Origin of the sequence: Halomonas litopenaei, assembly GCF_003045775.1 — a bacterium.
Taxonomy (GTDB): Bacteria; Pseudomonadota; Gammaproteobacteria; order Pseudomonadales; family Halomonadaceae; genus Halomonas; species Halomonas litopenaei.
The window spans coordinates 107,391-129,071 of the sequence record NZ_PXNS01000007.1 but is presented as its reverse complement, the minus strand read 5'-3'; the positions used below and the strand labels follow the sequence as shown (position 1 = coordinate 129,071).

20 protein-coding genes and 1 tRNA gene are annotated in these 21,681 nt (G+C 64.6%); 6 read left to right on the top strand and 15 right to left on the bottom strand.

The features are described 5' to 3' along the window. Positions 1-112: 112 nt before the first annotated feature. Both C6W88_RS13885 and C6W88_RS22090 read right to left on the bottom strand, forming a co-directional pair. The gene (locus C6W88_RS13885) at positions 113-1,240 is read right to left on the bottom strand and encodes an HlyD family secretion protein (RefSeq protein WP_108132881.1); all 1,128 of its coding nucleotides are present in this window, start codon (positions 1,238-1,240) and stop codon (positions 113-115) included. Then, positions 1,240-1,644: a DUF3302 domain-containing protein gene (locus C6W88_RS22090; protein ID WP_108132880.1), complete on the bottom strand. Its 405-nt coding sequence runs from the start codon at positions 1,642-1,644 to the stop codon at positions 1,240-1,242. The genes C6W88_RS13885 and C6W88_RS22090 overlap by 1 nt, the downstream gene beginning before the upstream one ends. A gap of 513 nt (positions 1,645-2,157) precedes the next feature. On the opposite strand from C6W88_RS22090, the gene C6W88_RS13875 reads away from it, so the two are divergent. Further along, a complete protein-coding gene (locus tag C6W88_RS13875) occupies positions 2,158-4,116 on the top strand; it encodes an alkyl/aryl-sulfatase (RefSeq protein WP_108132879.1) in 1,959 nt (652 codons plus the stop codon). A 405-nt stretch (positions 4,117-4,521) separates the two neighbouring features. Here C6W88_RS13875 and C6W88_RS13870 read toward each other — a convergent pair. The 6 genes from C6W88_RS13870 to bioB all read right to left on the bottom strand — a co-directional run bounded on the left by C6W88_RS13870 (position 4,522) and on the right by bioB (position 9,731). Beyond that, positions 4,522-4,606 (bottom strand) — tRNA-Leu (locus C6W88_RS13870). 150 nt (positions 4,607-4,756) lie between these two features. Further along, a complete protein-coding gene (bioD, locus tag C6W88_RS13865; protein ID WP_108132878.1) occupies positions 4,757-5,449 on the bottom strand; it encodes a dethiobiotin synthase in 693 nt (230 codons plus the stop codon). An 84-nt stretch (positions 5,450-5,533) separates the two neighbouring features. Continuing rightward, the gene (locus C6W88_RS13860; RefSeq protein ID WP_108132877.1) at positions 5,534-6,496 is read right to left on the bottom strand and encodes a methyltransferase domain-containing protein; all 963 of its coding nucleotides are present in this window, start codon (positions 6,494-6,496) and stop codon (positions 5,534-5,536) included. After that, positions 6,493-7,404 carry an alpha/beta fold hydrolase gene (locus C6W88_RS13855; RefSeq protein WP_108132876.1) on the bottom strand — a complete coding sequence of 304 codons (912 nt, stop codon included), beginning with the start codon at positions 7,402-7,404 and terminating at the stop codon, positions 6,493-6,495. Before C6W88_RS13855 ends, C6W88_RS13860 begins: the two co-directional genes overlap by 4 nt. After that, entirely contained in the window at positions 7,401-8,573 is a 1,173-nt protein-coding gene (gene bioF, locus C6W88_RS13850; protein ID WP_108132875.1) for an 8-amino-7-oxononanoate synthase, read from the bottom strand. The genes C6W88_RS13855 and bioF overlap by 4 nt, the downstream gene beginning before the upstream one ends. A gap of 63 nt (positions 8,574-8,636) precedes the next feature. Beyond that, positions 8,637-9,731 carry a biotin synthase BioB gene (gene bioB, locus C6W88_RS13845; RefSeq protein WP_045993967.1) on the bottom strand — a complete coding sequence of 365 codons (1,095 nt, stop codon included), beginning with the start codon at positions 9,729-9,731 and terminating at the stop codon, positions 8,637-8,639. Between the two features lie 60 nt (positions 9,732-9,791). Here bioB and C6W88_RS13840 point away from each other — a divergent pair, with 60 nt between their 5' ends. Then, positions 9,792-10,604, top strand: coding sequence for a ComF family protein (locus C6W88_RS13840; RefSeq protein WP_146164666.1), 813 nt, complete (start codon positions 9,792-9,794; stop codon positions 10,602-10,604). Positions 10,605-10,655: 51 nt separating this feature from the next. Beyond that, positions 10,656-11,648 (top strand): serine/threonine protein kinase, encoded by a 993-nt coding sequence (locus C6W88_RS13835; protein ID WP_045993968.1) that lies wholly within the window; start codon positions 10,656-10,658, stop codon positions 11,646-11,648. 46 nt (positions 11,649-11,694) lie between these two features. Here the strand turns inward: C6W88_RS13835 and C6W88_RS13830 are convergent, their stop codons facing one another. After that, complete coding sequence (locus C6W88_RS13830; protein WP_108132873.1) at positions 11,695-12,276, bottom strand: TraB/TrbI/VirB10 family type IV secretion system protein; 582 nt, start codon at positions 12,274-12,276, stop codon at positions 11,695-11,697. Between the two features lie 445 nt (positions 12,277-12,721). Here C6W88_RS13830 and folE point away from each other — a divergent pair, with 445 nt between their 5' ends. The 3 genes from folE to C6W88_RS13815 all read left to right on the top strand — a co-directional run bounded on the left by folE (position 12,722) and on the right by C6W88_RS13815 (position 15,374). Further along, positions 12,722-13,279 carry a GTP cyclohydrolase I FolE gene (folE, locus tag C6W88_RS13825; RefSeq protein ID WP_045993969.1) on the top strand — a complete coding sequence of 186 codons (558 nt, stop codon included), beginning with the start codon at positions 12,722-12,724 and terminating at the stop codon, positions 13,277-13,279. An 85-nt stretch (positions 13,280-13,364) separates the two neighbouring features. Next, positions 13,365-13,784, top strand: coding sequence for a dihydroneopterin triphosphate 2'-epimerase (gene folX, locus C6W88_RS13820; RefSeq protein ID WP_045993970.1), 420 nt, complete (start codon positions 13,365-13,367; stop codon positions 13,782-13,784). Positions 13,785-13,913: 129 nt separating this feature from the next. Beyond that, positions 13,914-15,374, top strand: a complete 1,461-nt coding sequence (locus tag C6W88_RS13815; protein ID WP_045993971.1) for an NAD-dependent succinate-semialdehyde dehydrogenase — start codon at positions 13,914-13,916, stop codon at positions 15,372-15,374. 191 nt (positions 15,375-15,565) lie between these two features. Here C6W88_RS13815 and purH read toward each other — a convergent pair whose 3' ends face one another. The 6 genes from purH to accB all read right to left on the bottom strand — a co-directional run bounded on the left by purH (position 15,566) and on the right by accB (position 21,629). Then, entirely contained in the window at positions 15,566-17,146 is a 1,581-nt protein-coding gene (gene purH, locus C6W88_RS13810) for a bifunctional phosphoribosylaminoimidazolecarboxamide formyltransferase/IMP cyclohydrolase (protein ID WP_108132872.1), read from the bottom strand. Positions 17,147-17,224: 78 nt separating this feature from the next. After that, positions 17,225-17,557: a DNA-binding transcriptional regulator Fis gene (gene fis / locus C6W88_RS13805; RefSeq protein WP_045993973.1), complete on the bottom strand. Its 333-nt coding sequence runs from the start codon at positions 17,555-17,557 to the stop codon at positions 17,225-17,227. Continuing rightward, positions 17,554-18,621 (bottom strand): tRNA dihydrouridine synthase DusB, encoded by a 1,068-nt coding sequence (gene dusB, locus C6W88_RS13800; protein WP_108132871.1) that lies wholly within the window; start codon positions 18,619-18,621, stop codon positions 17,554-17,556. The genes fis and dusB overlap by 4 nt, the downstream gene beginning before the upstream one ends. 146 nt (positions 18,622-18,767) lie before the next feature. Continuing rightward, on the bottom strand, positions 18,768-19,685 hold the full coding sequence (gene prmA, locus C6W88_RS13795; protein ID WP_108132870.1) for a 50S ribosomal protein L11 methyltransferase: 918 nt from the start codon (positions 19,683-19,685) through the stop codon (positions 18,768-18,770). Positions 19,686-19,771: 86 nt separating this feature from the next. Then, positions 19,772-21,112, bottom strand: a complete 1,341-nt coding sequence (accC, locus tag C6W88_RS13790) for an acetyl-CoA carboxylase biotin carboxylase subunit (protein WP_045993975.1) — start codon at positions 21,110-21,112, stop codon at positions 19,772-19,774. Between the two features lie 46 nt (positions 21,113-21,158). Next, positions 21,159-21,629, bottom strand: coding sequence for an acetyl-CoA carboxylase biotin carboxyl carrier protein (gene accB / locus C6W88_RS13785; protein ID WP_108132869.1), 471 nt, complete (start codon positions 21,627-21,629; stop codon positions 21,159-21,161). Positions 21,630-21,681: the final 52 nt, after the last annotated feature.

Sequence of the window (21,681 nt, the reverse complement as noted above, 5' to 3'; positions counted from 1 at the left end):
GGTACACCAGGAAAGGCTGGGTGCTGTCTGTCGCTCCCTGGTTCGCCACGCTGGGCGAACCTGACTGGGGCCAGCCTAGCAGCGGGTCAGCGTCGGCGAAACGCCTGTCGACTCAGTGGTCGATGTAGACATAGTGCTGCCAGCCGAGCATGCGCAACAGCACCTTGCGCATGATGGCGACGTGGTGGAAGTGCTCGGTGTAGACCGCTGCCTGGGCGCCGATGCCCAGCGGCATGTCCGGCATATCCTGGCCCGGAGCGAGCTTCAGGGTCACCAGCGCAGGGGCGTCGGTCCTGGCGAAGGCGTCGGCGCCCAGCAGTCGATCACCGGCGGCGACCTGGGACTCGGCGATGGCCGGCAGCACCTCGATGACTTCGGCGGCGAACACCTGGCCCGGCAGGGCGGTGAAGGTCAGTTCGGCCTCGTCGCCTGGCTGGATGCGGTTGAGCGCCTGCTGGCGGAAGGCGCCGGTAAAGCGGCCGGGTTCGTCATGCACGAAGACCCCCAGTGGCTTCAGCGGCAGCGGTACCGCCATCATTCCCGGGCGCACCGCGAGCTGTGTCAGAAAGCCGTCCGTGGGAGCGCGGATGACCGTGTTTTGCAGATCATATTGTGCCTCCGCCAGTTGGGCGCGCTTGGCGACGACCAACGGGTCCTCGTCGTCGCCGTCGGGGCGCTGTTCGGCGCGGGCCCGCTCGAGGGCGGCCTCGGCCTGGGCGACACGTGCAGCCGCGGTCTGGGCATTCTGGGAGGCTTCGTCGATCTGCTGCCGGCTGAAGGCCGAGGAGGCGGCCTGATAACGTGCCAGGGTCCGACTGGCCTGATCTCTATCGGCCTGGGCCGCCACCAGGTTGGCCTCGGCCTCGGCAACGCCGGCACTGCGACTGTCGGAATTGCGCAGGGCGTCTTCGAGCTCCGCCGTCAGCCGCTCTACCCGGGACTCGAACTGGGTGGCGTCCAGGATGAACAGCGGAGTACCGGCCTCGACCAGGGTGTTGGGGTCGACCTCGACGGAGCTGACCCGAGCCCGGACCTCGGATACCAGCGGCGTCACCGCGTAGGCCTGGCGAACCTGGCGGGTAAAGGGGTGGTTGTAGTTCATCAGCAGCACCAGGGTCGCGACCACGATGATGCCGCCGAGTACCGCAGTGGGGACCGTCCACTTGTTGAGCGGGATGCGGAAGATCTTGAACACGGCGATACACAGCGCCGCATAGGTCAGCACGATAAGCAGATCCATCAGTCCTGACCCCCCTGGGTATTGCCGGACGTATATTGGGCGCGAGCCGGTTGCTCGGCCTTGAGCGACGGCGCTGAGGCCTCCTGGGCGTCGAGCCGCTGGCGCAGGTGGTCGAGTTCGAGACGTAACTCGTCGATCTCGCTGCGCTCTCGCGCCTGTTCTTCCTCGATCTGCTTGAAGCCCCAGCCGCGATCGGGCCGATAGAGGGTGGCCCAGATCCACAGGAAGGGCCACAGCACGTGCAGGGTGAACAGGCTGACCCAGCCGGCGACGTGGATCGCGTCCTGGTGCGGGTGGTCGCGCTTCTTGGCGATACCGTAGGGGATGTCGTGGATGACGATGACACCGTAGAACAGGGTCAACACCACGAAGCACAGGATGCCGAGGGCAAAGTAGTTCAGCATGCAATGACCTTTTTTCGCGGACCTGCGCAGCGTGCGAGGTCGATTTCAATCATGGAACATGCATGTAACGATAGCAGGATCGAGCCCTGATAAAGCCAACGGATGCTTAGGCGGCGTCAACGGGACGCACCCGTCCCAGTGCTGGATTCCACGCTAAGCGCCAGGTTTCGCCAGAGGCTCGTCTCGGGCAGTTGCAGACACTATCGCGGGGGTGGTGTCGCAATGGACTAAGTATTATTTGGATAAGGGCTGAGGTTGCGCCGGAGCCAGGGTGCGAACAAGGCCTTGAAGCAGGTCAGCATTCGTGACGACTTGCCTATGGATGGCGATGGGCCGGAAAGGTCTTGGCTTTATGATAGCAAAAAGCAATCAAGAATGTATTTGTGATAGTTTTTTGGTTGATAAATATGCCGTGACGGCCTCAGGTCTCTGTTCTAGCTTGAATGAGCACAATTCATTAATGACTATTGGTCGCGTTTGGCCAATGCGCATCGACAGGGACGATTACAGGGAATGAAAATCATACCTTTCGCAGTCACGGCGATTGCACTTGCCATTGGCGCCACTCCGGCAGTTGCTGCTGAAAACGCCGCATCGGAAAGCACGAAAGCCTTCAACCAGCAACTGCGAGACTACTTGCCCTTTGATGATGATACCGATTTCGAGAATGCCAGGCGTGGCTTGATTGCTACGCTGGACGAGAGTGTCATCAAGAAGCCGGACGGTTCGCCTGTCTATGACACGGCGCAATTTGACTTTGCCACGGGGGATGCTCCGGATACGGCGAATCCCAGTTTATGGCGGCAAAGTCAATTGAACGCAATAAATGGCTTGTTTGAAGTTGTTGAAGGGAAAATTTATCAGATACGAGGTTTTGACCTTGCCGTCATGACCTTCATCAGGGGGGATAATGGATGGATTGTCGTCGATCCCCTGACCGCCAATGAAACGGCTGCCGCCGGCCTGACTTTGCTGCAAGAGCATGTGGAAGATATTCCCGTTACCGGCGTGATTATCACGCACAGTCATGTGGATCACTTCGGGGGTGTAAAAGGTATCCTGACCCAGGATGAAGTCGATGCAGGTGAGATTCCGATTGTGGCGCCTGAGAATTTCTTCGAAGAGTCTGTCAGTGAGAATCTGATCGCCGGCAATACGATGAGTCGTAGGGCCAGTTACATGTATGGCAACGTTATCGAGAAAGGGCCAGAAGGCTCACTTGGTTCTGGGCTTGGCACCACCACCGCAGCCGGTACTGTGACTATCGCTCAACCGACGATAACGATTGACGACACCCCAACGACCGAGGTTGTTGACGGCGTCGAGATCGAGTTTCTCAACACGCCAGGTGCAGAGGCACCGGCTGAGCTGATGTTTTATGTACCTGAGTTCAAGGCATTGATGCAGGCAGAGGAAATTAGCCACACCCTGCATAATCTGTATACCTTGAGAGGTGCAAAGGTACGAAGCGGTGATCTGTGGGCCAAGTATATTCACGATGTCATCAACCGGTATGGAGACGATGTAGAGGTCAGTCTGGGGAGCCACCACTGGCCCACCTGGGGCAACGAGAATGTCGTTGAATACTGGGAAAAGCAGCGTGATACCTACCGCTACCTGCACGACGAAGTGCTGCGTCTGGCCAACCATGGCGAGACAATGCTCGAGATAGCAGAACAGATCGAACTGCCGGACTCGCTTGCTCAAGAATTCTACAATCGTGGTTACTACGGTAGTGTCAGCCATAATGCCAAGGCGCAATATCAGCTGTACTTTGGGTGGTTCAGTGGTAATCCTTCCGAGTTGCATGAACTTCCTCCTGCAGAAGAAGGTGCAAAATTTGTCGAATACGTAGGTGGCGCGGAGCAAGTTCTCGAGAAGGCTCGTCAGGACGTGGATGAGGGGAACTATCGGTGGGCCGCGACGGCGTTGAATCATCTTGTCTTCGCGGAACCTGAGAACCAGGAGGCCAAAGATCTGCTGGCAGACGCTCTGACTCAGATGGGCTATCAAGCAGAGAGTGGTCCTTGGAGGAATTTCTATCTATCCGCGGCAAAGGAACTTCGTGAAGGCGTAGCCGAGGTGGCGACACCCGATACTGCCTCTCCAGATATGGTGAAAGGTCTACCGCTCGATATTTATCTGGATTATCTCGCTGTAAGACTTAACCATCCTGAAGCCGTCGGTAAGGACTTCGATATTAACTTTGAAATGCCCGACGTTGACGAGAAGTTCACCATCTCCATTTCCAATGGGGTAATGAACTACACGATTGGCGATTGGGCAGAAGATGCAGCGGCAACGGTGACAATCGATCGTGCCCAACTGGATAGCATCAACCTTGGTGAAACGACCATGGCGGATTCGATTGATGCGGGCGACGTGACCGTGGATGGTGATCAGCAGACTGTCGATGAATTTATCGGCCTGCTCGACAGCTTCGAATTCTGGTTCGATATCGTAACGCCCTGACCATCGCTTCAACCTTCGATGTAATGGCAAGAGCGCCCTGAACCACCCCTCAAGTTTGGGGCGCTCTTTTTTGGGACCACTGTAAGGTCTCGAAGTATCGCGGGAAGAATATGCAGGGGAAGCCGGGATTGTTCGCCGTCGGTGGCGATGGCGTTCGGGCTTTTCCTGCAAAGCGCCATGAGATGATTGAGTGCTTGCGAGCGCTGACCAGGCCTACCTGCAGCAATGCCATCACGCTCAAGAGGTGATAGGTAGGTGCTGGATCATTGCAGGGAAGACCCGGACGAGCCGTCATGTCAGGTGTCGCCAGGCATGATGAGACCATGCCAGGATTCTACCCTGAGCGAATGGCCCAGGCGTCTTGGGAAACTGACAGCTGTAGGAAAAAGCTGAGCGAGATCAAGATGGTGCGGATGGGGAGACTCGAACTCCCACGCGCTAAGGCACTAGAACCTAAATCTAGCGTGTCTACCAATTCCACCACATCCGCACGCGGGGTAGGCGGGGCATATTTTACGTTGCCGGCCTGGCAAGTCAAACACTTCCGTGAGGTGCGCTCGCTTCGATCGAGCCAGGGCCCCGCTATCCGCCCGGACGCTTCGAGCGGCTCGGGGGCTGGGCTGAGGCTTGTGAGGTCGAGCTATGGCAGCGAAAGATGATCGGCAGCTTGATCGGCCAGTGCCCGATGGTCGCTGCCATCGAGGCGAGGAATGATGCCGAGGCAGGGCCCCAGCAGCCTGGCTTTCAGGTGATCGAGGTTGTCCCGGTAGAGGGTTTCATCTTCGGCGAAGCCGGGATCGACAAGGTTGCCGATCCAGCCGGCGCAAGTGACGCCATCCGCCTTGAGGGCTTCGGCGGTCAGCAGGGCGTGGTTCAGGCAGCCGAGTTTCAGTCCCACCACCAGGATCACCGGAAGCTGAAGGCGTGTGGCGAGCCCCGCCAGGTCCTCCTGGTCGTTGAGCGGGACCCGGTAGCCGCCGGCTCCCTCGACCAGGATCAGATCACGGGGGAGCTCAAGGCTTCCCCCCAGCGTGTGGCAGAGCCTGTCGAGGGACAGGTCCACGCCGGCATAGCGAGCCGCCAGGTGTGGCGCAATGGGGGGCGCGAAGGCGAAGGGATTGATGTCGTCATAGGGTACAGACGGCACGCTCTGGGCCTGCAGGGTCAGGGCGTCGATATTACGCAGTCCCTCGGCGGTGGACTCACACCCCGAGGCGATCGGTTTGAGGCCGAGGGTGGTCTGGCCCTGGCGGCGTGCCAGGGCCAGCAGGCCGGAGCTTGCCAGGGTCTTGCCGGCGTCGGTGTCGGTGCCGGTCACAAAGTAGCTTGGCATGGCGAGTGCGGGATCCTGTGCTGCAAGTTTGGTGGCGGTGAAACGACGATGGGGCACCTCACTCAGGGGCGCGGTGGTCAGGCGTCAGCGATCGAGAATCAACGTCAGCCGCTGGTAGGTCACCGGTAGTCCTTCGGGTCTGCGCAGGTGTTCATAGCGGGCCCGCGCCTGTCTTATATCCTGACGGCTCAGCCGGGCGCCGGGACGGGCGACCTGGGCGCCGACGCCCTTGACCGAGGCCATCACGGCGTCCAGGTCCGGGTAGTAGAAGCGCTCGGCACGCTGCTCGAAGGCGGTGGCGGCCCAGGGGCGGGAAAGCACCGCGCGCCGGTGGTCGTCCAGGCTTGCGAAGTCCAGCACTCCACTGGCCTTGCCCGGTTGACGCCAGACCTGGCCGATCTCGGCCAGGGTGCCGGGCAGCAGGGTGTTGAGTACCGCCCGTCCCCCAGGCGCCAGGACGCGATGGAGTTCCGCCAGCACCTGCTCCAGGTCGGGACACCACTGGATGGCCAGATTGGATATCGCCAGGTCGAGACTGGCATCGGCCAGCGGCAGCGCCTGGGCGTCGGCGCAGACCCAGGCGCACGCCGTGGCGCGCGGATGAGGTGATGCCTCTTGTCGACGTGGCTCGGTGCCTCGGTCGTCCTGGGCTGGTCGGGCCGGTGTCTGTTGGGTCGGTGTCTGTTGAACCAGTGTCTGGCGAGCCTGTGCCAGCATCGCCGCGGACAGATCCAGCCCCAGCACGCTGGCGTCAGGGTAGCGCTCGGCCACTCTTCGGGTCAGGTCGCCGGGCCCGCAACCCAGATCGAGGATCCGCTCGGCGTGATCTGGCAGGTGGGGCCACAGCGTCTCGGCCATGGCCATCTGGGCGCGCGCCAGTTCTCGGTAGCGCGGGGCCGCCCGCGAGAACGCCCGGGCGACCCGCCGCTGCCAGTCACCGGGTGTGCCATCGGGCGCTGCGGAGACGTCCCTCTGGTTCGGCGTGGCCGAGGCCGTGTCGCTGGAGCACGCGGGCTCGAGCTGGCGCTGCACAAGCGGAGCGTTCATGGCGTCACCTCGTCAAACCCCTGGGCTTCGCGGTCACCATAGTGAGGCCCGCGGCGGCTGGTGGGTGCCTTTCCTTTATCTAGCATGCGCAAGGCGTGGCGCTGAATCGCCTCGGCCAGACGGGCCGGCTGGCTCAGCATCGGGCAGTGCCCGGCGCCTTCGATACGCTCGTCCATGGCCGCGCGTACGGCAGGCGCCAGCAGGGGGTCCGTGGCACCGCACAGGGACGTGGCGGGGACGGGAGTTGCATTATCCGGCGCTTGGCCTGAGACATGGCCTGGCACGCCGCCAAGCAGGTCACCGATATCGGCGCTTGCCAGGGTGGCGAGGCCCTGCTCCAGGGTGGCGTGATCGGCGACGATGTCAGGCGTCAGCAGGCTGCGCAGCCTGCGCAGGGCGTCACGGGGCGAGGGCTCGCCGGACAGCTGCCAGCGCAGGAAATGCTCTCTGGCCCTGGTCGGGTCGCGGCGGAAGGCGGCGCGAAAATCAGCCAGCGCCGTCGTTGTCACCCCGTTCGGGTGACAGAAGGTCGGACCCATGCCGAGCAGCACCAGGCCGTCGGGGGCGGGCAGGTGCCGGGTCAGCGCGGCGGCCTGCAACGCGCCGAGCGACCAGCCCACCCAGATGACCGGCTCGCCGTCGCGGGACGACAGGGAAGGTCCCATGGCCTTCGCCAGCGTCTGAATGCCAGAGGACGGGTGTGCCTGCTGCTGGAAAAGCCCCGTGTTTGCGTCCGAGGCGTCTGAGGCGTCTGCGTCCGAGGCACCTGTGTCTGCAAGCGCGGGCCTGCCGCCCATGCCGGGCCAGTCGATGGTCTCCACCGTCACCGAGGTCCCCCAATGGCTCGCCAGCGGTGACCAGATTCTGGCGTCGATGGCCCAACCGGACAGCAGAACTAGCCGGATCATCGGGATGCCCCTATGCAGGTGGCCGACTCCTGCTTCTGGCAGGTCAAGAGCGCCTCGAGCAGACGGTCGATGTCGTGGTCGTCATGGGCGGCGCTCAGGGTGACACGCAGCCTTGAGGCGCCGGCGGGAACCGTCGGCGGGCGAATGGCGCCCACCCGGATGCCGGCGTCCTCGAGGGTGCTGGCCCAGTCCAGGGTGCGCTGCTCATCGCCGAGCAGGATCGGCTGGATGGGGGTGGCCGACGCCATCAGCGGCAGCTTCAGGCTGGTGGCCTCGCGGCGGAATCGCGCGATCAGCCCATCGAGATGGCGGCGACGCTCGGGTTCGCTGGCCACTATCTCGAGAGACTGTAGCGTCGCCGCCGCCACCGGCGGGGGCAGGGCGGTGGTGTAGATGTAAGGGCGGGCGAACTGGATCAGATGCTCGATCAGGGCGTCATCGCCGGCGACGAAGGCACCGGCGGTGCCGAGCGCCTTGCCCAGGGTGCCGACCAGCACGGGGACCCGCTCGCAGCCGAGTCGTCGACCGACGCTACCGTCGCCGTTTTCGCCCAGCACGCCGATGCCGTGAGCATCGTCGATCATCAGCCAGGCGCCGTGGCGCCGGCTGAGCTCGGCCAGGCCGTCGACGTCGGCGCAGTCCCCGTCCATGCTGAAGACACCGTCGCTGATGACCAGGCGGCGGCTGGCGTCCGGCACCCGATCCAGCAGGCGCGCCAGGTCATCAAGGTCGTTGTGGTGATAGCGCCGTGAGCGGGCGCCGGACAGCCGGGCACCGTCGATCAGGGAGGCGTGATTCAGCCGGTCCTGCAGAAGATGCACGCCGCTGTCACAGAGCGCCTGTATCACCCCCAGGTTGGCCATGTAGCCGGTGGAGAACAGCAGCGCCCGGGGGCGTCCGGTGAGGCGTGCCAGGGCTTCTTCGAGTGCCTCGTGCACCGTGCTGTGTCCGGTGACCAGATGTGAGGCACGGGCCCCGGCGCCGAAGCGCCGCGCACCATCGGCGGCGGCCTCGGCCAGACGCGGGTCAGCGGCCAGACCGAGATAGTCGTTGCCGGCCATGTCGAGTCGCTGCGCGTCCTGCCGATGGACACGGCGCTGGCGCCAGCGATGCGCCTCGTGGCGTGCCTGGGCACTCTGGCGCAGGTGGGAATGCCAGTCTGCGCTCATGGGGTGGGCTCCTGGCAGTGATGCACCGCACTAGCGAAGGGCTGGCAGCGGGCGCACATGGGGCTAGACCGCAGCGTCATAGAACTGGGCGCTGCTGGCTTCCCTGGCCTGGCGCTCGATCTGCCGGGCCAGGACCTGTTCGCGCTCGTCGTCACTGGCACAGGTGTCGCGACGTTCCGGATGCAGGCCAAGCTTGTCGAACAGCGCGCGGTCGCGCTCGACCTGTGGGTTGCCGGTGGTCAGCAGGGTGTCGCCGTAGAAGATCGAGTTGGCGCCGGCCATGAAGGCCAGTGCCTGGGTCGACTCGTCCATTTGCTCCCGACCGGCGGACAGTCGCACGTGGCTCTTCGGCATCATGATGCGGGCCACCGCGATGGCGCGCAGGTACTCGATGGGGTCGAGGTCCTCGACGTCCTCCAGGGGCGTGCCGGGGACCTTGACCAGCATGTTGATCGGTACCGACTCCGGGTGCGGTGACAGGTTGGCCAGCTGCCTGAGCAGCCCCGCGCGATCACGGGCGGTCTCGCCCATGCCGAGGATGCCGCCGGAGCAGATCTTCATGCCGGCCTGGCGCACATTGCCCAGGGTGTCGAGGCGATCGGCGTAGCTGCGCGTGGTAATGATCTCGCCGTAGTACTCAGGCGAGGTATCCAGATTGTGGTTGTAGTAGTCGAGGCCGGCGTCGGCCAGCTGGTGGGCCTGGGCTTCGTCGACCATGCCGAGGGTCATGCAGGTCTCGAGCCCCAGCGCCTTGACCCTTTTCACCATTTCGATGACCACCTCGAGATCCCGCTGGCGCGGGCTGCGCCAGGCGGCGCCCATGCAGAAACGGCTGGCACCGGCATCGAGTGCGGACTTCGCCTGCTCCACCACCTTTTCGATCTCGAGCAGCTTCTCCTTGTCCAGGCCGGTGTTGTAGTGGCCAGACTGAGGACAGTACTTGCAGTCCTCGGGGCAGGCGCCGGTCTTGATCGACAACAGGGTCGAGACCTGAACGGCGTTGGCATCGAAGTGCTGGCGGTGGACGCACTGGGCCTTGAACAGCAGATCATTGAAGGGCAGGGCGAACAGCGCTTCGATCTCATCGAGCGTCCAGTCGTGACGGGGGGCGGCATCGGCGGCTAGGGTGGAAACTGTGGACGTCGAGTCGGCAGACATGGGTGTCTCGCTATGGTCAACTTTTTAAAATCGGATTGGTTGACGACAAGGATAAGTGGTATGGCGAAGCTGTCAACCTGCGTGATCGGCAAGGTTGACCATGGCGTGGCGAAACTGATGGCGGATCGCTGCCTGTTCTGCCTGGCGACCCTGGCGCCAGGGCCAGGGCCAGGGCCAGGACCAGGGTTAGGGTCGAGTCACGCGGTGCTTGCTGCGCCGGGTCCTGTGACAATCCTGCTGTGTGATCCCTGCCGCCGAGGGCTTGATCTCAATCGTTGTCCCTGCGAGGGCTGTGGCGAACCCTTGCCCGAGCACCGCTGGCGGCGTCCGGCGGGTGAACGCCTGTGCGGTCGCTGTCTGGTGGAGCCCTTCAGCTTCCATGAGGTGCGGACGCCGCTGATCTACCGCGACGAGATCAGGCGTCTCGTCCAGCGCTTCAAGGCCGAGGCCCATCTGCCCAGCGCCCAGTTGCTGGTCGCACTGTTTCTCGAGGCATCGCTCGTGGGCGAGAATGGCGTGCCTGACGCTCTGATCGGGGTGCCGCGTCATCCCGCCAGGGCCAGGCGCTTTGGCTTCGATCAGGGCCAGTGGCTGGCCTGCGAGCTGGGGCGTCGGCTCGGCGTGCCGGTGAGGCGGGCCTGGCGGCGTCGTGATGATCGCCCCCAGCATGAGCTCGGTTCGCGGGCCCGTCGTCGCATCGCGTCGGGCATGTTTGGTATCGCGTCAGGGCTGCCTCGGCACGTGGCGCTGGTCGATGACGTCATGACCACCGGGGCCACCCTTGAGCGGCTGGCGCAGGCCTGTCGCCGCGCGGGGGCACGCCGGGTAGACGCCTGGGCGCTGGCGAGGACGCCGCCACCCTGGCTCTGTTAAGCTCGGCGCCTCTCGCCTCGTTTGATATTTGTGCTTTTACCCGGAGCCCCCATGACCACGACCCCCACGCCCTTCAGTGAACTTTCTCCGCAGCGCGTGGTGGAGGCGATCGAATCACTGGGCCTGTGGCTGCCCGGCGAGCCCTTTGCGCTCAACAGCTACGAGAACCGCGTCTATCTGGTGCAGGACGATGACCGCAAGCGTTGGGTGGCCAAGTTCTACCGCCCTGACCGGTTGAGCGATGAGGCCATCGGCGAGGAGCACGCCTTCCTGCGTGAGCTCGACGATGCCGGGGTGGCGGTGGCGGCCCCCTGGCGCAACGACGCTGGCGAGAGCCTGCACCGGGCGGGGGGCTACCGCGTGGCGCTGTTTCCCCACCTGCCCGGCCAGGCGCCTGAGCTCGAGAACCCCGACCATCTGTTCGCCCTGGGTGAGCTGATAGGACGCGTGCACGAGGTGGGCCGGCGCGGCGAGTTCGCCCATCGCTGTCGGCAGGAGCCCCGCGCCATGGCCGAACAGGCTCGTCGCACGGTACTCGAGAGTCCCTGGTTGAGCGAGCGTCAGCGCAAGGCCTACGAGCGCATCTCGCAGCAGTTGATCGAGGCGCTGGCACCACCCGCGGGTGTCAGCGCACCCATGCAGAGGGTTCACGGCGACTGCCATATCGGCAATATGCTGGGGCGGGAGGATCGCTTTGCGCTGGTCGATTTCGACGACGCGATGATGGCGCCGGCGGTACAGGACCTGTGGATGCTGTTCACCGCCCAGGGGCCGGAGGAAAGGGCGATGCAGCTATCGGAGGTGATCGAGGGCTACGAGCAGGTGATCGATTTCGATCGCCAGCAGCTCGCCCTGATCGAACCGCTGCGCGCCTTGAGGTTGATGCGCCATAGCGCCTGGGTGGTGGCGCGCTGGAACGATCCGGCCTTTCCCCGGGCGTTTCCCTGGGTCGCCGACGCCGGCTACTGGGACGAGCACATCCGCCAGCTGGAGCATCAACGCCTGGCCCTGGCGGATTCCGAGCGCTGGCTGGCGGGTGGCTGACAGATGGGGTCTGGCGGACGCCGTGTGCTGTCCGCCATAGGTGCCGCTACTCGGACGGAGTGGTCTGGCTCGACGGGGTTGCCTGCTTGGTTTCGTTGTCGGCGTCTTCGCCACGACGTTCGGCGTTAAGCTGCGCAGACGGGTTGGGCATCTGCTCGATGGCCAGCGGTTCGGTCAGTTCTAGCTGAAACACGCGGTCGGCGTCCAGGCGGCAGCCGCCGTCATCGCAGGCGGCGATGCCGAACTGGCCATCCTCGTCATAGGCGCCGGCGATGAGTTCGCCGGAGTAGATGTGGCTTTCGCCGCCATCGGTCTCGACGCAGGTGAGGGCCTCGGTGGTGATGCGCAGGCGTTGGCCATCGCGCTTGGCGTCGCCGACCAGCACGCAGTAGTGGGGCAGGTCGGTGCGTCCCTCGGCATCGGCGGCGGGCTTGAGCATGACATCATCGAGCCGCTGTCCGGCGGAGTCGAGGTCGATGCCTTCGATAATGCTGACGTCGATGCGTGCCTGGGCGGGTAGCTCCAGGCTGTCCGCCATAGCGGGCGTCATGCTGGTCAGGGCGCTGAAGGTCAGAATGGCGACGAGGGGCGTGCTGGGCCGGGCAAGCAGGCGGCGAAGGGCAGGCATTGGCGATTCTCGCGATATGGCTGGCGAAATGCGGGCAACAGGACGGGTAGCTGCATGGAGGCATGCCACCGACAGTGTCGCCTGGCACATGGACAACCTGATGACGATAGCACAGGGCTGTCGGGTGGACAGCTATCGCTCTCGTTGCGCGACACTCTGTCACGTACCTCGTCGCGTCGGTGACGGCAATCTCCCAATAGGCCTCGGCAACGGGCTTTTGCAGCAGGCTGTGGCAAGATCGGGTGTCGCGCCGATTTCTCGCCAATGATGGGGGGTGACGGTGGGCAAAAACACCAGGCGAACTGCGGAAGGCGACACGCTGCGGTAGACTATCGCTCACGCAATGCAAAAGCTATACTTCAAAAATTCTTTGTACAGGTTTTGTGGAGCCAGGCGGGCCGCCTGGTGTTCGCCCGAGCCGACGACTCCCCTGAAGGGCTGGATCATGACTGACGAACTCGCCAATCACTATCGACACATCATTGAGGAGCTGGGCGAAGACCCGGAGCGAGAAGGGTTGGTGGATACGCCCAAGCGTGCTGCCAAGGCCATGCAGTTTCTCAACCGCGGCTACACCCAGTCGCTGGAAGAGATCGTCAATGGTGCGGTGTTTTCGTCCGAGACCGACGAGATGGTGCTGGTCAAGGACATCGAGCTGTATTCCATGTGCGAGCATCACCTGCTGCCCTTCATCGGCAAGTGCCATATCGCCTACCTGCCCAACGGCAAGGTGCTGGGACTGTCCAAGTTTGCCCGGATCGTCGACATGTACGCCCGCCGCATGCAGATCCAGGAGAACCTGACCCGTCAGATCGCCGATGCCGTGCTGCAGGTCACCGATGCCCGGGGCGTGGCCGTGGTGGTGGAGGCGCGACACCTGTGCATGATGATGCGAGGCGTCGAAAAGCAGAATTCCAGCATGACGTCCTCGGTGATGCTGGGGGCATTCCGCGAGAAGCCGAGCACCCGTCAGGAGTTCCTGACGTTGGTCAACAGCCGCTGAGAGGCCGGTTCTACGGCCGCCGCACGAAGCGCTGAAGCCGATGCTTTTCGTTTACCGCTTTCAAGCATGACGCACGGGAGGGGCCATGTCCCTGCATGTACTGGGTGACCAGCACCTGGATCACGACCTTGCCACCATCCGCATCAAGAACCTGCGGTTGAGGACCTTCATCGGCATCAAGGAGGAGGAGATCCTCAATCGCCAGGACGTGGTGATCAATGCGGTGATCCGCTACCGCGCCGACAAGGCGGTGGCGTTCAATCATATCGAACAGGCGCTCAACTACCGCACCATCACCAAACAGGTGATCGCGCTGGTGGAGGAGAACCGCTTTCAGCTGCTGGAGCGGATGACCCGCGAAGTGCTGGACCTGATCATGAGTCACGAGCAGGTGCTGACCACCCAGGTGGAGATCGACAAGCCCCATGCGCTGCGCTTTGCCGACTCGGTATCGATCACGCTGTCGGCCTCGAGGGCGCCGCGGGATCAGGATTCGGTGAGTTGAGGCGACGGCTTCGAGTTGGCGATCGGCCAGCGGAACGCTTAGCATGAAAGCTATATCGTCGTCGCGCAGTCGCTGAAGCGTCGTCGCCAGTCAATGCAGTTTTCCGTCAAGCCCGAGCCAGGAGCCTTCATGAAAGCCCTTAACGACATGCCGCTGTTTCGCCCCTTTGCCTATATCGACGGAAGCTGGGTGGCGGCCGACAGCGGGGAGCAGATCGACATCGTCAATCCGGCCAGTGGCGAGACCATCGCCCAGGTGCCTCGTCTGGGTCGCGCCGAGACCGAGGCGGCGATCGACGCGGCCGACGCCGCCCTGCCGGCCTGGCGCGCGCTGACGGCCCAGGAGCGGGCAGACATCCTGATGAAGTGGTACGAGCTGATGCTCGAACACCAGGACGAGCTGGCCACCATCATGACCCTCGAACAGGGCAAGCCGCTCAAGGAAGCCGCCGGCGAGATCGTCTACGCCGCCAGTTTCCTGCGCTGGTTCGCCGAGGAAGGACGCCGGGTCTACGGTGAGACCATTCCGGCGGCCAAGGCCAACCAGCGTATCGTGGTGACCAAGCAGCCGGTGGGTGTCTGCGGCGCCATCACGCCCTGGAACTTCCCCGCCGCCATGATCACCCGCAAGGCTGGCGCGGCCCTGGCGGCAGGCTGCACCATCGTGGTCAAGCCGGCCAGTCAGACCCCGCTGTCGGCCACCGCGCTTGCGCTGCTTGCCGAGCGCGCCGGGGTACCGCGTGGGGTGTTCAACGTGGTGCCGGGGTCGGCCAGCGAGATCGCCGCGGCCCTGACCGAATCGCCGGTGGTGCGCAAGATCACCTTCACCGGTTCCACCGAGGTGGGGCGTACCCTGATGTCCCAGGCGGCCCAGCATATCCAGAAGATCTCGCTGGAGCTTGGCGGCAACGCACCGTTCATTGTGTTCGAGGACGCCGATCTGGACGCGGCGGTGGACGGCGCCATGGCTGCCAAGTTCCGCAATGCCGGCCAGACCTGCGTGTGTACCAATCGCTTCCTGGTGCAGTCCAGCGTCATCAACGCCTTCAGCGAGAAGCTGGCGGTGGCCATGAACAGCGAACTGACGGTCGGCGACGGCACCACCGAGGGTGTCAACATCGGACCGCTGATCGACGACAAGGCGGTGGGCAAGGTCAACGAGCATGTCCAGGACGCGGTGGACAAGGGTGCCGAGCTGTGGATCGGTGGCCACCCCCATCCGCTGGGTGGCAACTACTTCACGCCGACCCTGGTCAGCGGTGCCACCAGCGAGATGAAGGTGGCCCGGGAAGAGACTTTCGGTCCGCTGGCGGCGGTATTCCCCTTCGATGACGAGGAGGACGCCATCGAACTGGCCAACGACACCGAGTTCGGTCTGGCGGCCTACTTCTACTCGAAGGACCTGGGCCGGGTGTGGCGAGTGGCCGACGCCCTCGAGTACGGTATGGTCGGCATCAATACCGGCCTGATCTCCAACGCCGCGGCGCCCTTCGGTGGGGTCAAGGCCTCCGGCCTCGGTCGCGAAGGCGGGCACCAGGGCCTGGCCGAGTTCCTCGAGACCAAGTACCTGTGCATCGACCTCGGCGAGTAATTCGCTGTCTGCCGCCATCCTGCAGGTAGCGGCAGACCGCTCAGCGATAGCACACACACAAGGGCCCCGACGCACGCGTCGGGGCCCTTGTCGTAGATTGGCGCGTAGTTGGCGCGTAGATTGGCGGGCGGCTCCTGGGTGGGCCAGAACCGGCGGGGCCTGGGGCCCCGCCGCGGCGCCACGCGACCGCGTCAGTGGCGGAAGTGGCGCATACCGGTAAACACCATGGCGATGCCGGCCTCGTTGGCGGCGTCGATGACCTCCTGGTCACGCATGGAGCCGCCGGGCTGGATCACCGCGGTGATGCCGGCGCTGGCGGCGGCGTCGATGCCGTCACGGAAGGGGAAGAAGGCGTCGCTGGCCATCACCGAGCCGGGCACCGAGAGGCCTTCGTCGGCGGCCTTGATGCCGGCGATGCGGGCCGAGTAGACACGGCTCATCTGGCCGGCGCCGACGCCGATGGTCTGGCCTTCCTTGACGTAGACGATGGCGTTGGACTTGACGAACTTGGCGACCTTCCAGGCGAAGGCCAGGTCACGCATCTCCTGCTCCGAGGGCACTCGCTCGGAGACCACTGTCAGGTCGTCGCGGGTGACCGTGCCCAGATCGCGGTCCTGGACCAGCAGACCGCCGGTGACGCGCTTGAGGTCGTGGGCCGGTGCCATCTGGCCGGGCCAGTTGGCGCTGACGTCGAGCAGGCGGACGTTCTTCTTCTCGGCGACGATGGCCTGGGCCTCGTCGCTGACCCCGGGGGCGATGATCACCTCGACGAACTGACGATCGATGATGGCGCGGGCGGTGTCGGCGTCCAGCGGCACGTTGAAGGCGATGATGCCGCCAAAGGCGCTGGTGGGATCGGTGGCGAAGGCCTTGTCGTAGGCCGCAAGAGCGCTCTCGCCCACGGCCACGCCGCAGGGATTGGCGTGCTTGACGATGACACAGGCGGTGTCGTCGAAGCTCTTGACGCACTCGAGCGCGGCGTCGGTGTCGGCCACGTTGTTGAACGACAGCGGCTTGCCCTGCAGGGTGACGGCGGTGGAGACGCTGGGTTCGCTGGCGCCTTCTTCCACGTAGAACGCCGCCTGCTGGTGGGGGTTCTCGCCGTAACGCATGGACTGCTTCTTGGTCAGCTGCAGGTTGTAGGTGCGCGGGAAGCCGTCCTCTGCGCCCTCGACCCGACGGCCAAGATAGTCGGCGATGGCACCGTCGTAGCCGGCGGTGTGTTCAAAGGCCTTGACCGCGAGGTCGAAGCGGGTGGCCTGGGCCAGCGCGCCACCGTTGTCACGCATCTCTGCGATCACCCGGTCGTAGTCGTCGGCGTTGACCACGATGCTGGTGTAGGCATGATTCTTGGCGCAGGCGCGCACCATGGTGGGGCCGCCGATGTCGATGTTCTCGATGGCGTCTTCCAGGCTGCAGTCAGGACGCGCCACGGTGGCGGCAAAGGGGTAGAGGTTGACCACCACCATGTCGATGGGCGCGATGTCATGCTCGGCCATGACCTCGTCGTCCTGGCCGCGACGCCCGAGGATGCCGCCGTGGATCCTGGGGTGCAGGGTCTTGACACGGCCATCCATGATCTCGGGAAACCCGGTGTGCTCGGACACCTCGGTGACGGCGATGGCGTTGTCGGCCAGCAGGCGGTAGGTGCCGCCGGTGGACAGCAATTCGACGCCCATGTCGGCGAGGGCGCGGGCGAAGTCGACGATACCGGTCTTGTCCGACACGCTGATCAGGGCGCGACGAACGGCGAGAGAGGAGGGCTGGGCCATGGGGATGTCTCTGTTGCGAAGGGAAGCGAAGGGCGCCTTGGCGCAGAAAAGGGAGCCGTGGGCTCCCTTGGGGTCGGGTCAGATCAGTTCGTAGTGCTTGAGCTTCTTGCGCAGGGTGCCACGGTTGAGTCCGAGCATCTCTGCGGCACGGGTCTGGTTGCCGTTGGTGTAGACGAGCACCGACGACAGCAGAGGCGCCTCGACCTCGGCCATCACCATGGCGTGGAGGTCGGTGACGGTGCCGCCGTCGAGATGGTCGAAGTAGCGTTCCATGGCGGCGAACACGGCCTCGCGCAGGGGACGTTCGTCACTGGCCTGCGGTGCGGAGGGTGCCAGGCCGTCGAGGCCACGCTGAGAGGTGTCGAGTTTGGAGGCGGACACCGACTGGTCGATGGGTTGCTGGCTGGTCATGCGGCACGGGTTCCATGGTGTGCCACGGCCCTGGCCACGCGCTCGGGGGCGCTGGCGGGGTCGTGACGAAAGAGTTCGTCGATAAAGTCGCGCTGGGCCTGGGTCGAGGTCAGGCCGTTGAAGGTGGCCTTGAGCTGGCGACGGCCATCATCGTCGAGGCCTCGATCGCTGGACAGGTACCAACCCAGATGCTTGCGCGCGATGCGCACGCCCATATGGTCACCGTAGAAGGCGTGCAGGGCATCGAGGTGAGAGCCGAGGACGTCGCGTCGTTCCGCGTCGGAAGGCGCCGACAGGATTTCGCCATGGCGCAGATAGTGGCTGATCTCGCGGAAGATCCAGGGGTTGCCCTGGGCGCCTCGACCCACCATCACCGCATCCGCACCAGTATAGTCGAGTACACGCCGAGCCTTTTCGGGAGACGTGATATCGCCGTTGGCAAAGACGGGGATGCTGACCCTTGATGCCACCTCGGCGATGGTCTCGTACTCGGCTTCGCCCTGATAGCGTTGCTGGCGATGACGGCCGTGGACGGCCAGCGCCTGGATGCCGGCATCTTCTGCCAGCCGGGCGATGCGCACCGCGTTGTTGGATTCGGCGCACCAGCCGGTGCGGATCTTCAGGGTCACCGGCACGTCGACGGCGGCCACCACCGCATCGAGGATCTCCGCCACCAGCGCCTCGTCCCGCAGCAGGGCAGAGCCCGCGGCCTTGTTGCAGACCTTCTTGGCCGGGCAGCCCATGTTGATGTCGATGATCTCGGCGCCCTGTTCGGCGTTGAGGCGGGCGGCGGTGGCCAGCATCTCGGCGTCGCCGCCGGCGATCTGCACCGCCCTGGGGCCGGGTTCGCCCCGGTGGTCCATGCGCAGGCGCGACTTGCGGGTGTGCCACAGGCTGGGATCGGAGGTGACCATCTCGCCCACCACCAGTCCCGCGCCCAGGCGACGACAGAGCGCGCGGAAGGGGCGGTCGGTGACCCCGGCCATGGGCGCAAGGATCACCGGGCCGGCCAGCTGATGCGGGCCAATGCAGGTGGTGATGCCTGAATCTTGCTGTTGCACCATGGGGGATCTGGGATCGTGGTCTGACATGGGAGCTGCCGTCGTTCCGGGGCTGCATATCATACGCCTCGAAGCACCGTTGGTGAAGGCGTGTTCGAGACGTTTTAATGCGAAAGGCTGCCCGGTGACAGCCTCTCGTGGCGCGATGTTCAGTCCTTGGTGGGGCGCCGGCCGCTAAGCCGCACCCAGCCTTCACGGACTTCCGGCTCGTCCATGAAAAGTCCCTCGTGGCGGTAGGCGTCGATCACCTCGTCGGCCTGGGCCTCGAGGATGCCAGACAGCGCCAGGCGACCACCGTCGGCGACATGGCCGGCGATGGTCGGGGCCAGTTCCACCAGCGGACCGGCCAGGATATTGGCCACCACCAGGGTGAAGCGCTCCTCGCCCATCTGCTCCGGGTAGCGCAACGTCAGGCGCGACTCGTCGATGGCGTTGCGCTCGGCGTTGTCACGACTGGCGCTGAGCGCCTGCGGGTCGATGTCGGTGCCGATGGCTCGGGCGGCACCCAGCTTGAGTGCGGCGATGGCAAGGATGCCGGAGCCACAGCCGACGTCGAGCAGTTCGATGCCGTCGAGTTCGCCGTCGAGCGCCAGTCCATCGAGCCACTCGAGACACAGCGCGGTGGTGGGATGGGTGCCGGTACCGAAGGCCAGGCCCGGGTCCAGATGCAGATTGACCGCGTCATCCTCGGGCGGCTGGTGCCAGCTCGGCACGATCCACAGTCGCTGACCCATGCGCAGGGGCTCGAAGCTGTCCATCCACTCGCGCTCCCAGTCGCGGTCATCGATCAGCTCGTGCTCGATGACCGGGCAGGGCTCTCCGGGCAGGGATTCGGCCCAGGCGGCAGACAGCCGCTCGAGCATGTCCGCCAGACCGTCGAGGTCATCGTAGAGACCGGTGAGAATGGTCTGGTCCCACAGTGGGGTGGTGCCCCGGTCCGGCTCGAACACCGGGTCGTCGTGGGCGTCCTGCAGGGTGATCGCGGTGGCGCCTTCGGCCAGCAGCAGTTCCTCCAGCAGTTCCGCCTGCTGTGGTGGGACCTCGGCCTTGAGTTGAAGCCAGGGCATGGCGGTATTCCTCTTCGGTCTGGTGCAACGTCAACGGGGCGGCCTGGGCCGCCCCGTTGTCACGCTCTTGGTACAAGGCCGCCGTGCTACTGCGCGAGCTTCTTCTCGAGGTAGTGAATATTGACGCCACCCTGCTGGAAGTAGCCGTCGCGCACCAGGTCCTTGTGCAGGTCGGTGTTGGTCTTGATGCCTTCCACCAGCAGCTCGTCCAGGGCGTTGCGCATGCGCGTCAGCGAGGTCTCGCGGTCGGCGCCCCAGGTGATCAGCTTGCCGATCAGCGAGTCGTAGTGGGGCGGCACCGTGTAGCCGGTGTACAGGTGGGAGTCCATGCGCACGCCGAGACCACCCGGAGGATGGTACAGCGTGACCTTGCCCGGAGAAGGCATGAAGGTGCGAGGATCCTCGGCGTTGATGCGGCACTCGAAGGCGTGGCCGTTGAGCTCGACATCTTCCTGGCGGATCGACAGCGGCAGGCCGGAAGCGATGCGCAGCTGCTCGCGCACGATATCCACGCCGGTGACCATCTCGGTGACCGGGTGCTCCACCTGGACGCGGGTGTTCATCTCGATGAAGAAGAACTCACCGTCCTCGTAGAGGAACTCGAAGGTGCCGGCGCCGCGATAGCCGATTTCCACGCAGGCTTCGCGACAGGCTTCCAGCACCTTGGCGCGGGCGTCCGGATCCAGGCCCGGCGCGGGTGCTTCTTCCAGCACCTTCTGGTGGCGGCGCTGCAGCGAGCAGTCGCGGTCATACAGGTGGATGGCATTGCCCTGGCCGTCGGCCAGCACCTGAACCTCGACGTGACGCGGCTTCTCGAGGAACTTCTCCATGTACACGGTGCCGTCGCCGAAGGCCGAGTGGGCCTCGGTACGGGTCACGGTGACCGCGGAGATCAGGTGGGCTTCGGTGTGCACCACGCGCATGCCACGTCCGCCGCCGCCGGCGGCGGCCTTGATGATCACCGGGTAGCCGATGCGCCGGGCGGTGGCCAGCAGCTCGCCTTCATCGTCGCCCAGCGGCCCGTCGGAGCCTGGCACCGTGGGCACGCCGGCCTTCTTCATCGCTTCGATGGCGCTGACCTTGTCGCCCATCAGGCGAATGGTCTCGGCGCGCGGGCCGATGAAGGTGAAGCCGGAACGCTCGACCTGCTCGGCAAAGTCGGCATTCTCGGAGAGGAAGCCGTAGCCGGGGTGGATGGCGCTGGCGTCGGTCACCTCGGCCGCGCTGATCAGCGAGGGGATATTGAGGTAGGACTGGGCCGAGGAAGCGGGGCCGATGCACACCGCCTCATCGGCGAGCCGCACGTGCATCAGTTCGCGGTCGGCCTTGGAGTGGACCGCAACCGTCTTGATCCCGAGCTCCTTGCAGGCCCGCAGGATGCGAAGAGCGATCTCGCCGCGGTTGGCGATAAGAACCTTGTCCAACATGGTGGTGTCCGCCGAATGTGAATGATCAGGGAAGACGCAAGTCTTCTCAGGAGATGACAACCAGGGGCTGGTCGAACTCGACGGGCTCGCCGTCCTCGACCATGAAGGCCTCGATCACGCCGTCACGATCGGCTTCGATCTGGTTCATCATCTTCATCGCTTCGACGATGCAGATGGTGTCACCCTTGCGCACGCTGGCGCCGACTTCCACGAAAGGCTTGGCGCCGGGTGCCGGGGAGCGGTAGAAGGTGCCGACCATCGGCGAGACCACGGCCTGGCCCTGGTAGCTCGGGCTGCTGTCGGCGCTGGGTGCGGGAGCTTCGGCCGGGGCCTGGGCAGGTGCGGCCGCCGGTGCAGCGGGTGCGCCCCAGGGTTGGGCGGCGGGTGCCGGCTGCCAGCTGCCACCCTGCGGATGACGGCTGATGCGGACCGATTCTTCACCTTCCTGGATCTCGATTTCGCTGATGTTGGACTCTTCCAGCAGTTCAATCAGCTTCTTGACCTTACGAATATCCATGACGTTGTCTCGATCGTGTGAAGTGTCTACCGGGCGCTGTAAACCCGGTCCA